The organism is Bacillus sp. RO2 (assembly GCF_012911845.1).
Taxonomy (GTDB): domain Bacteria; phylum Bacillota; class Bacilli; order Bacillales; family Bacillaceae_I; genus Sutcliffiella_A.
Genome location: NZ_JAAXCU010000017.1, coordinates 23,889 through 38,666, shown reverse-complemented (window position 1 = coordinate 38,666; position 14,778 = coordinate 23,889). Strand labels below are relative to the sequence as shown.

Annotated in this window: 14 protein-coding genes; 6 read left to right on the top strand and 8 right to left on the bottom strand. The window is 42.5% G+C overall.

Going from position 1 to position 14,778, the window contains the following annotated elements:
* Nucleotides 1–82 precede the first annotated feature (82 nt).
* From HF078_RS02270 to HF078_RS02255, 4 genes are all read right to left on the bottom strand, one after another.
* Nucleotides 83–259, bottom strand: coding sequence for a hypothetical protein (locus tag HF078_RS02270; RefSeq protein ID WP_156317832.1), 177 nt, complete (start codon nucleotides 257–259; stop codon nucleotides 83–85).
* Between the two features lie 125 nt (nucleotides 260–384).
* Entirely contained in the window at nucleotides 385–1,815 is a 1,431-nt protein-coding gene (locus tag HF078_RS02265) for an N-acetylmuramoyl-L-alanine amidase (protein WP_169289682.1), read from the bottom strand.
* A gap of 150 nt (nucleotides 1,816–1,965) precedes the next feature.
* Nucleotides 1,966–2,736 carry an enoyl-ACP reductase FabI gene (gene fabI / locus HF078_RS02260; RefSeq protein ID WP_169289681.1) on the bottom strand — a complete coding sequence of 257 codons (771 nt, stop codon included), beginning with the start codon at nucleotides 2,734–2,736 and terminating at the stop codon, nucleotides 1,966–1,968.
* A 651-nt stretch (nucleotides 2,737–3,387) separates the two neighbouring features.
* Complete coding sequence (locus tag HF078_RS02255) at nucleotides 3,388–5,451, bottom strand: cation:proton antiporter domain-containing protein (protein WP_169289680.1); 2,064 nt, start codon at nucleotides 5,449–5,451, stop codon at nucleotides 3,388–3,390.
* Between the two features lie 212 nt (nucleotides 5,452–5,663).
* On the opposite strand from HF078_RS02255, the gene prpE reads away from it, so the two are divergent.
* Complete coding sequence (gene prpE, locus HF078_RS02250) at nucleotides 5,664–6,404, top strand: bis(5'-nucleosyl)-tetraphosphatase PrpE (protein WP_169289679.1); 741 nt, start codon at nucleotides 5,664–5,666, stop codon at nucleotides 6,402–6,404.
* 391 nt (nucleotides 6,405–6,795) lie between these two features.
* Here prpE and HF078_RS02245 read toward each other — a convergent pair whose 3' ends face one another.
* Genes HF078_RS02245 through HF078_RS02230 form a run of 4 tightly spaced genes read right to left on the bottom strand, consistent with a single transcriptional unit; the run spans nucleotide 6,796 to nucleotide 9,550 of the window.
* Entirely contained in the window at nucleotides 6,796–7,704 is a 909-nt protein-coding gene (locus HF078_RS02245) for an RluA family pseudouridine synthase (protein ID WP_169289678.1), read from the bottom strand.
* A gap of 15 nt (nucleotides 7,705–7,719) precedes the next feature.
* The gene (locus HF078_RS02240) at nucleotides 7,720–8,517 is read right to left on the bottom strand and encodes an NAD kinase (protein WP_060666649.1); all 798 of its coding nucleotides are present in this window, start codon (nucleotides 8,515–8,517) and stop codon (nucleotides 7,720–7,722) included.
* 16 nt (nucleotides 8,518–8,533) lie between these two features.
* Nucleotides 8,534–9,166 (bottom strand): GTP diphosphokinase, encoded by a 633-nt coding sequence (gene yjbM, locus HF078_RS02235; protein WP_060666648.1) that lies wholly within the window; start codon nucleotides 9,164–9,166, stop codon nucleotides 8,534–8,536.
* 15 nt (nucleotides 9,167–9,181) lie between these two features.
* The gene (locus HF078_RS02230) at nucleotides 9,182–9,550 is read right to left on the bottom strand and encodes a UPF0738 family protein (protein WP_169289677.1); all 369 of its coding nucleotides are present in this window, start codon (nucleotides 9,548–9,550) and stop codon (nucleotides 9,182–9,184) included.
* Between the two features lie 186 nt (nucleotides 9,551–9,736).
* Here HF078_RS02230 and HF078_RS02225 point away from each other — a divergent pair, with 186 nt between their 5' ends.
* The 5 genes from HF078_RS02225 (at nucleotide 9,737) to HF078_RS02205 (ending at nucleotide 14,247) form a co-directional block, all read left to right on the top strand.
* The gene (locus tag HF078_RS02225) at nucleotides 9,737–10,348 is read left to right on the top strand and encodes a CYTH domain-containing protein (RefSeq protein WP_169289676.1); all 612 of its coding nucleotides are present in this window, start codon (nucleotides 9,737–9,739) and stop codon (nucleotides 10,346–10,348) included.
* A complete protein-coding gene (locus HF078_RS02220) occupies nucleotides 10,345–11,016 on the top strand; it encodes a lytic transglycosylase domain-containing protein (RefSeq protein ID WP_240951660.1) in 672 nt (223 codons plus the stop codon). The genes HF078_RS02225 and HF078_RS02220 overlap by 4 nt, the downstream gene beginning before the upstream one ends.
* Before the next feature lie 341 nt (nucleotides 11,017–11,357).
* Nucleotides 11,358–11,774, top strand: coding sequence for a globin domain-containing protein (locus tag HF078_RS02215; protein ID WP_169289675.1), 417 nt, complete (start codon nucleotides 11,358–11,360; stop codon nucleotides 11,772–11,774).
* Nucleotides 11,764–12,636, top strand: a complete 873-nt coding sequence (locus HF078_RS02210) for a DsbA family protein (protein WP_169289674.1) — start codon at nucleotides 11,764–11,766, stop codon at nucleotides 12,634–12,636. Before HF078_RS02215 ends, HF078_RS02210 begins: the two co-directional genes overlap by 11 nt.
* A gap of 399 nt (nucleotides 12,637–13,035) precedes the next feature.
* Nucleotides 13,036–14,247: an IS4 family transposase gene (locus tag HF078_RS02205; protein ID WP_169289673.1), complete on the top strand. Its 1,212-nt coding sequence runs from the start codon at nucleotides 13,036–13,038 to the stop codon at nucleotides 14,245–14,247.
* The last annotated feature ends 531 nt before the right edge of the window (nucleotides 14,248–14,778 follow it).

Below are 14,778 nucleotides of genomic sequence, written 5' to 3'. Positions count from 1 at the left end.
TTTTTTTGTTGTTCGCCATATAAAAAGCAGTCCAGTGGTTAAGCTAACCTAATTGAACTGCTAACGAGATATCCATAAACATTTATTCAATTGTCTCTTTCTGCCTGTATTCAACAGCTATATTTACCTCTTGTGCGTCTCCATTTTTCAAACCTTGCAAAACTGCCTTTAATGCTTCCTCAATACTTAATTCAGGCGAAATGGTAAATCCTTGTTTGAAATTCACATTCAATTCTGCTTTACAAACCTCTAATGTCATCTAAACCCCTCCCTAACAGATTAGGATTTTCACTATATTATGCTGCTTATAGGTTGTTTGATGACATTATGGAAAATATTCCCTAAGTTTTTGTTTCGAATTAACTTATATCCCAAATATTACTTTTACCTTTCTTTCCTTACTTCCACCAAAACATCCCTCATCTTCTCTAACTCTACCTGTTTTACCGTAATCGTTTCTTCCAGCATTTTTTCATATATTTTCAAAATTAGCTGTCCATACTGTGTTCCCGGTACCGCCCAGCGACCATTTAAATCGATCCATCCAGGTGCAATCCCTCTTATAACAAAGTCAAATCGGGGATCTACTTTTGGGTAGGTTGTTGGCAGCGGCTTACGATTTGCATACGCGTAAAGGTGCTGAATATGAGCAAGAACCCCTTCTTCTGGTGTAGCAAAAGTGGCGCCTCTCACCTCTCCACCTGTCGCACCGATGCCTGCATAGTTATTTTGGCTTGGCTTGACCCCTCCAGTAAAACGGAAATAGTTTGTTTCGTGGATGGCCTGTGCAAAGGCGACATCACCCCTGATGTTATAAGCTTCACCAAGCTCTATATAATATTCACCAAGCAAAGGTGCTTTCGGATTAATTGCTTTGACGAAGGTATCCAGCTCTTCAGCTTTTAAAACGGATGTGCCTTCAATTGATAGTCCCTTCGGCATAGGAATGTTTGGTGGAGCTGGAGGAGTTGGTGGTGTTGGGTCCGTTGGAGGTGTCGGTGTAGGTGCTGGCGGCATAGTCCTTTCAACTAAGATAAATGCTTCGACTCCTAACTTCTTAATTTGGTCCACCAGTTTTTCGGCATTCTCCCTATCTTTAAATGCACCCGCTTGCACACGGAAATACGGTGCACCGTTTAATGTCGTAGTTGCAATGAATGCGGTAATGCCCTTTTCCTGAAGAAATTTTAGTCTGGCTTCTGCATTTTTTTTATCCTTAAATGAACCGGCAAATACTTTATACAAATTCGTAGTCACCTTCCTTGGCAGGGCCAAAGCTTTGGCAAGACCTTCCCCGATTGCAGCCGACACATCCTCTTTAAAGGTTTCATGCTGGATGAGCGCCCTGTCTTCGGTGCTATCAAGAAACAGGATTTCCAACAGAACAGATGGCATCGCCGATTCTTTTAACACATGAAAGTTCGCCGCTTTGATTCCTCTATCTCTCCTATTGTATTTACCTGTGACCACATTAATGACTTCTCTATGAACAATTTCCTGAAAAGTCTTTGCTCTACTAGCTAAAGAGTTACTACCATTAAATCGATAGCTTTCAAAGCCTGTCCCCCCACCTGCATTATGGTGAATAGAACAGAAATAATCCGCTTTAACAGAGTTGGCAAGATTAGATCTAGCCTCAAGACTGACCGTAGTGTCCCCCTCTCTTGTCATCATCACCTTCACTTCATATTCATTTTCCAAATAAGCTCTAACACGCTTGGCAATATCTAAATTCACTACTTTTTCTTGGAGCTTCTGATACACGGCCCCAGGGTCCTGTCCACCATGACCAGGGTCTAATACTATCAATTTCATCTGGTGATTCCCTCCTTTTGCTATAGAATATGCTAGATTTGTGAGGGTGGTATGGGTGAATGAGGGGGGGCGAGAGCCAATTTTAATAGAAAAAATAGAAAAAACCACTCCGGACTTTTAATAGTCCAGAGTGGTTTTTGATAGTTTTTATTATAAAATGTGATACCCGGAATCCACGTGGATATTTTCCCCAGTGATACCGCGGGATAGGTTACTGAACAAGAACAATGCCGTGTCCCCAACTTCTTCTTGAGTTGTCACTCTGCGCAGTGGAGCAGTTTCTTCAATTTCTTTTAAAATAGAGTTAAAGTCACTTACACCTTTAGCTGAAAGCGTACGGATCGGACCTGCAGAAATAGAGTTCACGCGGATACCGACTTTACCAAGGTCGTTAGCTAAGTATTTTACACTTGCATCTAGACTAGCTTTTGCGACACCCATAACGTTATAGTTTGGAACTACTTTTTCACCGCCAAGGTACGTTAGTGTTACGATGCTACCGCCTTCCGTCATGATTTCTTTTGCTTCTTTGGCAACCGCCGTTAAAGAGTATGAACTGATATTGTGTGCAAGCAAGAATCCGTCTCTTGTTGTGTTCATGTAATCACCTTGCAGCTCTTCTTTGTTGGCAAATGCGATACAATGAGCTACACCGTGTATCGTGCCAACTTCTTCTTTAATCTGCTGGAAGCAAGTGTGCACTTCTTCGTCTTTTGTTACATCGCACGGAAGAATGATGGAGTCATTTCTCTCTAGGGAATCCGCAAGCTCTCTTACGCTCTTTTCTAAACGCTCACCAGCATAAGTAAATACAAGGCGTGCACCAGCGTCATGCAAGGAACGTGCAATACCCCATGCGATACTTCTTTTATTAGCTACTCCCATTACTACATATGTACGACCATCTAAGGATAAGTTCATTGGATATATATCCTCCTATTTATATAAGTTATTAGTACCTAGTCACAATTATAGCATATAGTTGTGTAAATGCGAACTTATTCTTTTGGGAAGTTGGAGTAGCTGGTAGTAACTGGGGAAATATGGGGGTTTTATTACCGTTTTTGTTTTTGGAGCTGCGTTTGGGGTAGAGAGAGGTGATCTCTCTTACCGTTTTCGCTTTTGGAGCTGCGTTTCGGGCGGAGAGAGAGGCTCTCTCTTACCGTTTTCGCTTTTGGAACTGCGTTTTGGGCGGAGAGAGAGGCTCTCTCTTACCGCTTTTGTTTTTGGAGCTGGGTTTCGGGCGGAGAGACAGGCTCTCTCTTACCATTTTCGCTTTTGGAGCTGGGTTTCGGGCGGAGAGACAGGCTCTCTCTTACCGTTTTCGCTTTTGGAACTGCGTTTTGGGCGGAGAGAGAGGCTCTCTCTTACCGTTTTCGCTTTTGGAGCTGGGTTTCGGGCGGAGAGAGAGGCTCTCTCTTACCGTTTTTGTTTTTGTAGCTGCGTTTTGGACAGAAAGACCCCCTCTCTCTTACCGTTTACCGATTCCAACTGAGATTCAGGAGTAAAGACAATCAAAAAAAAAGTGCAGGTATCTTCCTCCCTGCACTGCTTCCTATCAAATAAAACAATTTAATCATAATCCCTGCCAAGCAGTACTTCTTTCGGAATTTCCGTTCCGCGTGTTCCACGCAGATCTTCTTTTTCCTCACGTGGATAGAAAATTATAAAGCTTTCCGGGTTTATTTTTGCAAGTTTTCCCGGGATCTTCTCAAGCTGTGGATGCCAGCCGGTCGTCCCTCTTCTTGCGCTTATTACAACCACCAGGTCATCTGGTTGCAGAGTCGGCAGCTTGTTATCATAGAGTGCCGTCCAACCTTCCACCCATTCGACAATCGTCGGTGGATTTGGTTTAATTTCACGCATATGCGCTTTATAAACATCTGGAAACCCTTTAATCACATAGCATTGAATGGTTGCCCCAAGATTGCTGGCAATTAATTTTATGGTGGCTAGTGCATCCCAATACCCCGGTTTATGGTCAATACCTTTTGGAAGAATCAGCACTATCCGTTTAGTGGTATTCAGTGGATGGCCTAGCTTAGAAATCAACACCGATACGTTTGTCTGGTCCAGCACCTGATCGATGACACCGCCGAAAATTTTCTGAGGTGCTGTACGTTCTCCGTTCCAGCCTGCAACTAGTGTGGTAATACGTTCTTCCGCGATGGCTCTGTTAATACCAATCGCGATATTACGGTCTACCCTTGTTGTCACACGGATTGGAACATCCGCTCCACTGGAATAGGAAACCGCTTGGCCAAGCATTTTCTCTGCTTTTGCCACATCACCATCTGCTCCCCACATGTCTCTCTGCACCACACTTAGTGCATACAATGGATGCTCGACAGAATTGGATTGTCTGATGACAAAAGCAAGGTCCATCAAGGATTCCATCGTATTTGGATTGGCAATTGGAATAAGGATTCGCTCTAATGCGTCCCCTTTTTGAACCGGCATCATTTCTTCTTCAAGTGCTAGTTTTCGGCCATATTTTTCAACTAAATACGGTCCGACAATACACGTAATTAAAATCATGATGATAACTCCGTTAACCGTCGCCTGATCCAACAACCCGACATTAAATCCAACAAGAGTAGCAGCAAGCGTAGCGGCAGCCTGTGGCGTGGTAAGTCCGAATATCACCATCTTTTCATCTTTGGAGTAGTTGTAAAATTTACTGGTTAGCACTGCGGCAATATACTTACTCACCAAAAGCCCAAGCACAATGGCAATTGTTAAAACCCATGCCTTCGCATTGCCGACAAGTACACTCAAATCCATCAGCATCCCGACAGATAACAGGAAGAACGGAATGAAAATGCTGTTGGCTGTAAAACGAATTCTGTTCATCAACGGTCCTTGGTCGAAAATAAAACGGTTTAGGGCAAGCCCCACTAAAAATGCCCCGATAATCGGCTGCAGACCTGCAATAAGTGCCAGGGATCCTGCTGTGAATAACATAACCATGACATAGATGAACTCTCCTGTTCCTTCCGTCGCAATATTTCTGAAGAACCACCTAGAAAGATAGGGTGTTCCCAAAAAGATAATCGCGACAAAGACGATCAACGAGAAGGTCAATTTTATACCAAAATAAATATCAAGTTCTCCCGACGCTGCCCCTGTAATGACAGCAAGCACCAATAGGGCAAATGTATCGGTCAAAATACTTCCACCAACAGCTGTGGTTATTGCTTTACTTTTCCCAATCCCTAGACGGCTGGCAATCGGGTATCCTAAGAGAGTATGGGAACCAAGTATCGAACCAATCAATATAGCTGCTGCCATACTATAACCGAGCAGCAAACTTATCACGGTACCAACAGCTAATGGGATCCAAAAAGAAAGCATACCATATACTATGCTTCGGTTTCGGTACTTTTTAAAACCATCCAGGTCCATCTCAAGTCCTGCAATGAACATGATGAAAAGCAAACCGACCGTACCTAGCAACTCTATGGTCGAGCTTCTCTCTAACACTGCCAATCCGTTTGGTCCAATGATGACTCCCGCCAAAATTGGTCCAATTAACCCCGGAATCCGCAACAATTTCATGAAATAGGGAAAAATGAAAAAGATGATCATGGCAATTGTAAAAACTAATACCGGTTCCTTTATTGGTAATTCAAACATGCTATCTTCCCCGATCATTTTATATGTAATAAGCAAAAATTATATCATGTTTTTATTACGCTAAAACAGTAATCTGATAAATATTTCATGAAAAATTTACATTAATGGTAGAATGAAGATATTAACAGTAGTATGAACTTTTTCCTTTTTTCTCACTCATTTGTATGGAGAACAAGGAAAAGATATGTCCATAAAAGGAGTGTTCTGGCTTTATGAAAATTGATGTAATCGGTGATATACATGGGTGTATTGAGGAATTTAAGGCCTTGCTTAAGAAATTGGGCTATGCAAAGATTGATGGTTTATATAAACATCCTGATGAAAGAAAACTTGCCTTTGTGGGGGATCTTACAGACCGAGGTTCTGACTCCATTGGCGTGGCGAAGATCGTTTATGCTTTGGTCGAAGCGGGACTTGGATATTATGTTCCCGGAAATCACTGCAATAAACTGTACCGTTTTCTTTTAGGAAACAAAGTTCAGCATACACATGGATTGGAAACGACCGTGGCGGAATTTGAGGCGCTTTCTGGAGCCGAACAGGAACGCTTTCGACAGATGTTTATTAAACTTTATGAGGATTCGCCTCTCTATCAGGTGTTGGATGATGGCAAACTAATCGTCGCTCATGCGGGCATTAAAAAGGACTACATAGGCAAGCAAGGTAAAAAAGTGAAAACCTTTGTTCTTTACGGTGATATTACCGGCGAATTTCATGAGAACGGCATGCCAGTCCGCCGGGATTGGGCACAAGAATATGACGGAGATGCATGGATAGTCTACGGTCACACGCCGGTTCGTGAAGTGAGAATTGTCAATAATACTGCCAATATTGATACAGGCGCGGTTTTTGGTGGGATGCTCTCCGCCTTGCGCTACCCTGAGCTGGAGACGGTTTCTGTGGATTCGGGGATGCCGTTTGTGAAGGAGAAATTCCGGGAGTTGTGGGACTGAGAAGACCGTGGATGGGCGAGTGGTGTGGACTTGGTTCAAACTACGGTGGCGGGAGAAGCGGGAAATTCCACAGCGGCTGCGGGTCTCAGGCGACGGGCGAGCGAGGCACTAGGTCAGCTTCGGCGGCCTCGCGTCAAAAATCAGCGTTTCATTCAATCGAGCGATAATGTTAGTTTACTGGCGAAAATCAGAAAATACGGGCGATTTTCTGGAAAAACGGGTGATATTTGAGATTTACGGGCGATTTTTCCGAGTTTATGGGCGAAAATTAAACGTTTACGGGCGATTCTCATTTTCCACCAGTAGCCCAGTCGCCCTTCCCTCTTAGCGAGTAAATCGCAGTCAGCAAGCCTGTCCCATAAAAAAAGAAAGCCGACATCTCCTCGGATCGTCAGCTTTCCCCTAACACTCTTTTTATATCGTCTGGCAACTCGCATTGAAACGTCATTTCCCGCTCTTCCACCGGATGAAAGAAGCTCAACTCACAGCTGTGCAACGCCTGGCGTGACATTCCAGCTAACACAGAACCTCCGTATAAACTGTCGCCAAGTAACGGATGTCCTATATGTGCCATATGCACACGGATCTGATGAGTTCGCCCTGTCTCCAAGCGCAACGTCACATGACTCCACCCCGCTCCAATACGAAGCACCTCATAATGAGTTACCGCCCGCTGTCCGTCATCACGGACCTCTCGCTCAATGATGCTGGAATCCTTCCGACCAATTGGCGCATCTACCGTCCTACTTAAGCTAACCTCTTCAGCATTCATCTGCCCATGAATCAATGCCTCATACCGCCGCTTGACGCCAAAATCCCGCTGTTGCAAGGAAAATAGATGATGCGCATGTCGGTGCTTGGCAATGAGCATCAACCCTGACGTATCAAGGTCCAGCCTAGTAACAATATGTATAGTTGCGGATATTCCCTTAGACTCATAGTAACCAAGCACACCATTGGCAAGTGTACCAAAACGATGCTCCCGTGACGGTATGGATGCCATCCCAGCAGGCTTGTTCACAACGAGCACATACTCATCCTCATAAACGATATCCAAAGGAATGTCCTCAGCCACAAGATCTTCACTCGGCTCTTCTTTTGGAAAAAACACCTCAACCATATCGCCTACATGCAGAACGTATCGCACAGTAACGGCGCTGCCATTGACATGCAGCGCCCCACCGTTGAATTTTATATCGATCAATGCTCCTTTGGAAATCTGTTTATCTTTCAAAAAATCCCTTAGAAGCTTGCCTTCATCTTGCTGACCAACTTGAAAACTGAGACAAAATTGTTCCATACAAAACCAGTCCTCTTATTTATCCGTAATGAATGAATCGCTAACTCGTTTCCAGAAAGGGAAAGGACGGAAGCGTGCAAAGCGAATTTTTTCTTTTGCTACACGGCTTTGAATAGATTTAACATCCTTATGTAGCAGCGTCAAATGGTCAATGGTGATTTGATAGTCGACATCATTGACCGGTTTTAATAGACAGGTATGGTGCTGGGGCAATACAAGTGGCGATCCGATGGTACGGAATACCCTGTTGTTAATGGAAGCCATCTCTGCCAGCTGAATGGCAGGTAGGGATGGATGCAAGATAGCCCCACCTAACGCTTTATTATAGGCGGTACTGCCGGAAGGAGTAGAAATGCACAGTCCATCACCACGGAAGGTCTCGAATAACTGTCCCTTAATCTCTACATCCATAACCAATGTGCCTTCCACACTTTTAACCGTACATTCATTTAATGCAAGGTAACGTGCTTCTCTTCCCCCATCATTGTAGCGGATTATCACTTCTAATAGAGGATATTCCACAATTTGATAAGGAGTCTTGGCTATTGCAATGACCAGTTTTTCAATCTCTTCTGGTACCCAGTCGGCATAAAAACCTAGGTGACCTGTATGGACACCGATGAAAGCAGTCTTATCCAGGCGGCTGCGGTAGCGATGAAACGCGTATAGAAGTGTCCCGTCTCCACCAACAGAAACAACCAAATCAGGTTGATCTTCATCGTAAATCAAATCAAAATCCTGCAAGTAGGTCCTCATTTTGTGCATCAAAGTATTTGACACCGAGTCCCCTTTGGAGGTTATGGCAAATTTCATACTCCCACCCCTTTTATTAGTTCGAATCTAGCTCTTTTTTACGAGAAAAGATCGCTTGTGCTTCTTGGATTTCTCCTCGGATCTGCGACATTTCTGCATCAAGTAAATACGCTGCTTCCGCTGCACGTACCAGTCTTTCCTTTATATCTTGAGGAAATTGGCCGCTATATTTGTAGTTCAGAGAGTGCTCAATGGTTGCCCAGAAATTCATGGCAAGTGTCCTGATCTGAATCTCAACTAGGATTTTCTTTTCCCCTTCAATCGTTTGTACGGGATAACGTACAACTACATGATAGGAGCGATAGCCGCTATTTTTTCGAGAGGAAATATAATCTCGTTCTTCTACAATTTCAAAATCATTGCGAATCCGGAGAATTTCCACTACTCTATGTATATCATCGACAAACTGACACATCATGCGGACACCTGCAATGTCTTGCATTTCATCTTCCAGCTTTTCAAGCGATATGCCCTTGCGAGTAGCTTTATCCAAGATACTTGCGATCGGCTTTACCCTTCCTGTGACAAATTCAATTGGCGAATGCTCTGATTGCATTTTAAATTGCCCGCGCATCCCCTTTAGTTTCACTTTCATTTCATCTATTGCCTGTTTATAAGGCGCTAAAAACATATCCCAGTGTTGTATCATAATTGGCCAAACCCCTTAAAAAATCTCGTTTACTCTTCTCTCCATCTCTTCCCCATAATTGGCGTTGTCTTTTATATTTTCTATTAAGTACCCTAGTTCTTCTTCTATGTTTGTCAGCAGTAATGCCGTCTTGTCCACTACAAGGACTATCGCCTTTTTATCTAGTAATGCTTTTTTCACATCATTCCAAAAATCATCCTTGATACTTACATAGATAAATTCCGTCGCTGTTTCCAGCTTATAAATAAATGCGAGATTGTCTGAATCCACCAGCATTTGATTGCTCGCAGACACTTGATCTAGCGGAAAAGATACTGAATCCGCCTCTAGCAAAAGTTGTTGTTCACTCCATGATGTTTTCTTAATTTCAATTCTTTTTTGCATAATAATCTCCTTCCAACCTAAATCCTACTCATATATTATCATAATTCCCTTCCTTCAACGAAATGGAAACCTAACTTTTTACCAAATTATTGTGTTTCATGATTCCTATAAGAATGTCACTTAAACATTGCCTTCCCTCAAAAAGCAAGTAATAATAGAAGTATATCAATTAGGAGAGGTAAAACTATGACTAACCAAGAAATCGAAATTGAATTTAAAAACTTATTGACCTTTGATGAATTTACATCTCTCTGTTCGGCATTCAAAGTGAAATCAGATGACTTTTTCACGCAGGAGAATCATTATTTTGACACGCCTGCGTTTGCTCTAAAGGAAAAAGGCTGTGCCCTTCGCATTCGAAAAAAAGGAGACACATTCACGCTTACCTTAAAACAACCCGCTAAAGAAGGTCTTTTAGAAACACATCAGGTTGTGTCTGAACATGAATTTCAAACGATGAAAACTGAAAAAAACGGCTTGGTCAGCGGAATTATCTCCACTATTTTAAGAGAGGATCTTAATATCTCTCCTTCTGAAGTAATCTATTTTGGCTCTTTGAAAACAAACCGCGCCGAGCTTCCTTACAAAGAAGGATTATTAGTATTGGATGAAAGCACTTATTTGGATACTAGCGATTTTGAGCTAGAATATGAAGTGGAAAATTACGCAGAAGGCGAAAAATTATTCCACGAACTTCTTGATGCGTATGGAATCCCTCTCCGGGAAACGAAAAATAAAATTGTAAGATTTTACGAGGCTAAAGCTTGTGCGCTTACAGGAGAGGAGGAGCAAATATGAACGTAGAACAATTCAGGTCCATAATGCAACTTCAAGGTCTGCAAGGATTACAAGATAACAAGCATTCCACCCGATCTGGTTCCTCACTACCATTTTCTACTGTGTTGTCAGGGATGATGGCTACTAATACAGGGAATACCCCACTGCCAGGACAGGACTCTTCTTTTTCCCATCCATTGAATACAGCTTTGCTTTCTATGAATGCAAGCTTTTTGGAAGCGGAGATTGGTAAAAGTAATGCGCCAATCCATGCTACTGGAACATTAGGAAAGTATAAAAGTGTAGCAGAACGGACAGATTTTGAAGAAATTATTGAGGAAGCTTCTGTAAAATATGGAGTCGACCCAAAACTAATTAAAGCAATCATCCAACAAGAATCAAATTTTAATCCAACTGCCATAAGCCATGCAGGGGCAACCGGTTTAATGCAGCTCATGCCTTTAACAGCAAAGGGTCTGGGAGTTTCTAATGCACTTGACCCTCGCCAAAATATAATGGGCGGCACTAAATACATCCGTCAGATGCTCGATAAGTACGACGGCAACCTAACCCTCGCACTTGCTGCCTACAATGCTGGTCCAGGCAACGTAGACAAATACAACGGGGTCCCTCCTTTCAAAGAAACCATGAACTACGTCCGAAAGGTTACTGGGAATTATCAGGCTTAAATCTTATAAGAAACACCACGCATGCAAAAGAAAATTTCATGCGCGGTGTTTTTTATTTTGCCTATGAAGATGAATTGTAGTCTATAGCTGTTGATTGGAGCAAAAGGCGAAGACTCCTGCGGGGAAGTAACGGTAGATTGAGACCCCTGAAGCGTTGTGAGGAGGCTCAAGCACCGTCCCGCGGAAAGCGAAGCCGTTTGCGGAAATCAACAGCGGTGTTTAACCAATCCATTCCCTTTTTTCCCTATTTTTTGCAAGGGTGGAATCGAATTGTTTGAGATATAATAACCACATTGCTAAAATATACATACAATCGTTACTTTAGATATAAGGAGTTTAAAATGATGGATAACATACAATCACCTTTTGAAGCCGTTGGCGGTGAGCAAGTTATTGAAGAACTTGTAGACGCATTTTACGATCGTGTAGGTCGCCATCCCAGTTTAGCTCCTATTTTCCCGAATGATTTGACGGAAACAGCAAGGAAGCAAAAGCAATTTCTTACCCAGTACTTAGGAGGACCACCTCTTTATACGAGTGAGCATGGGCACCCAATGCTTCGTGCACGTCATATGCCTTTTGAAATTACACCAAAGCGTGCGAAAGCATGGCTTGCATGCATGGAAGAGGCAATGGATGAAGTGGAACTTGAGGGTTCATATCGAAAAGAATTTTTTCAGCGTTTAGTACTAACGGCTCAACATATGATAAATACCCCAGACAAACCTGAAGAAAAGGAAGATTCATGTGACCTGTAATGATAAGAAATTATTTTATTTACAAAACATACAGCATACTACCAATAAACCAATAGAGATTTACTTTTTCATCGATCCGCTCTGCCCGGAGTGTTGGGCATTGGAACCTATGTTAAAAAAGTTATATGTGCAGTATGGACAGTATTTTACGATCAAGCATATTGTAACCGGACAATTGACATCCCTTAATCTTGCGAAAAAGCATTATGCTGCGTCCATGGCCCAAGTTTGGGAACGCACCGCAACCCGCTCTGGCATGTCCTGTGATGGGTCCTTGTGGCTTGAGAATCCGATTGAATCGCCCTATGTTGCATCTATTGCAATTAAGGCTGCCGAGCTTCAAGGACGTAAGGCAGGCATTAAATACTTGCGTAAGTTACAAGAGGTATTGTTCTTAGAGAAACAGAATATCTCTGAACTCTCTGTATTAATGGAATGTGCGGAGTCTGTTGGACTGGACATGGAAGAGTTCAAAAAAGATATGAACGGGGATTGTGCGTCAAAGGCCTTGAATTGCGATTTCAAAATCACCAATGAGATGGACGTTTCTGAGATCCCTACTCTTGTATTCTTTAACGAAAATATCGAAGAGGAAGGCATTAAGGTTTCAGGCTATCATTCCTATGAAGTGTATGTGCACATTCTGCAAGACATGCTCGGAGAACAGCCTTTTCCTAAGATGCTGCCACCATTAGAGGATTTCTTATCGCAGTTTTCCTTTGTAGCAACAAAGGAAATATCGGTAGTCTATAACCTGCCGATCGTAGAAGTGGAGCATGAGTTAAAGAAGCTTCAGCTGGCACAGCGCGTGGAGAAGGTTCCCGTGAAGTATGGGACGTTTTGGAGATATATTGCGAATTGACTTAGATGTACAAGACCGAGAACGTGTAAACTGGAGAGGCAAATCATGATGTTTGCCTTCTGGTTTTCCGGAGAATAAAGGTTGGGAACAACTTCTTTGGCTACCAAGGTCGAAGAAGTTGTTTTTTGATTTTAGAGATCTTAGTTTGCATGAAGAGGGGACGGGAATCCGCGCTGGAGTTATCATGTCTTCCGTTCCGATTCATGCAATGAGTTAGATTTAGAGAATCGCCCGTATTTTTTTATTTTCGCCCGTAAACCTCACTAGCCTTGCAAATGTGTGGTATATTTTTCCTGATCTTTAAAGGTTTAAATAATAAAAAATCTCCTAATTGAAGAAGTAAGGCAATTAAGGCGGTCGCAACACCTTAATACACTTCAACAATTAGGAGATGGTAAAATGCTCATTAATCATTTACCCAATTCTACCGTCGTTGAAAAGTGTTTGTGCCTTTTAAAACTTGAAAATTTTCGAGATCCTTACCTTGACCATGGAGCCAAGAAATTGTTATCAGGTAAAGCTATCCTTTTATTCGTAGAAGCTTTCCTTCACCAAAGGGGTTCCCTTTGGGATTTGGAGGAAAACCTTAAGGCTAAGGATAATCTGCAGGAACTGACAGAACTTGAGGGAATCCATTCCTCCACTCTGTACCGGAAACTTGAAAAACTTCCAACCTCACTTCTGCAGGATACAGCCATAAAATTATTCTCCCAGATTGATTGCCATTACACACAAAAGGTAAGCACCCTGGAAGCCGGGAGGCTTTCGGTTATTGACTCGACTGAAATCTCTCTACCGGAAAAGGCAGGCGAATGGGCGTATTCCTCCAAAACCAAAAATGGCGTTAAAATCCATTTGAAATTGGCTGTTCTGGATGAAAAAACTTATTATCCGGAAGAAGCCATACTTTCCACAACAGGTGTTGCGGACAAGGAAGTATCCATTGATTTAGTAGTTGATAGACATGCCACTTACGTAATGGATCGCGGGTATATCAACTACAGCCATTTCCATAATTGGATTGAGAGGAAGATCAATTTTGTCGTTCGTGTTAAAGGAAATTCACGGACCCAACTCCTCACGGAGCACTCGGTTCCTTCCAACAGCCGAATCGTTCGGGATGCGGAAGTTGAAATCAACGATATCAAGAATGACCGAAAATTTCCTCTCAGGCTGGTGGAATTCCTGGACGAAAAGGACAATAAGTTTCGAATCCTGACCACACGAAGGGATCTTTCCGCTGAACAAGTGGCTGAAATTTATAGGATGCGATGGAAAATCGAGCTCTTTTTCAAGTGGGTGAAACAGCATCTTAAACTCGTCAAGCTTTATAACCATAAGCCCGCAGCTGTTTGGAATCAGCTATGGCTAGCAATGATTGCTTATGGCATAAGCGAACTGATTAAAATCGAGACAGGTACTAAGCGGTCAACATGGCAGGTGCTTAAACTTCTTCGGTTCTATTGGCATGATAGCTGGGACCAGTTTATCCAGGCTCTGAATCGAAAACCTACCAGACCATCAAAAGGAAGAAGGAAAAAAGGAAAGCCAGGCAGACCAAGGAAATATCCTAAAAAAATGAAGACTGTGCAAATTATCCACGTAAATTAAGAAGGAAAATTTTAAAAAAATGCGACCGTCATGTCTTTTTTGGCATGCCTGTATTTTTGAAAAAAACAAGCTAATGAAAGCTAGTTTATGCAAATTACCATTTTTAACCTTTTGATTGCAAGACTAGTGCGTAAACCTTTGAAAATCGCCCGTAAACTCAAATTATCGCCCGATAGCGGTACATTTTCGCCCGTAAATTCAAAAAATCGCCCGTATTTTCTAAAAATCGCCCGATTCCATTTTTCTGCTGCGCAGCCGTTGAAATTCCCTTCTGCGTGGGGACTGCTGAGCGCTCTAATGTCTTTAGCACCTCTTTTTTTTATAAAATAGGAAAAGCCCTGGTCAACGGGACCAGGGCTAATCTATTGTCATAAAAGACAACAAAGGGGATGGGAGAAATTTTTCACGGTCAAACAAAGGGGTATATGTTTGTTTGTGAATCGTTTCACAGTTATAATATATCAGATGCCTCAGACTTTTGACAAGAGGTTAGACCTCTATTTCACAACTTTGTCACAATCGAATTTTTAT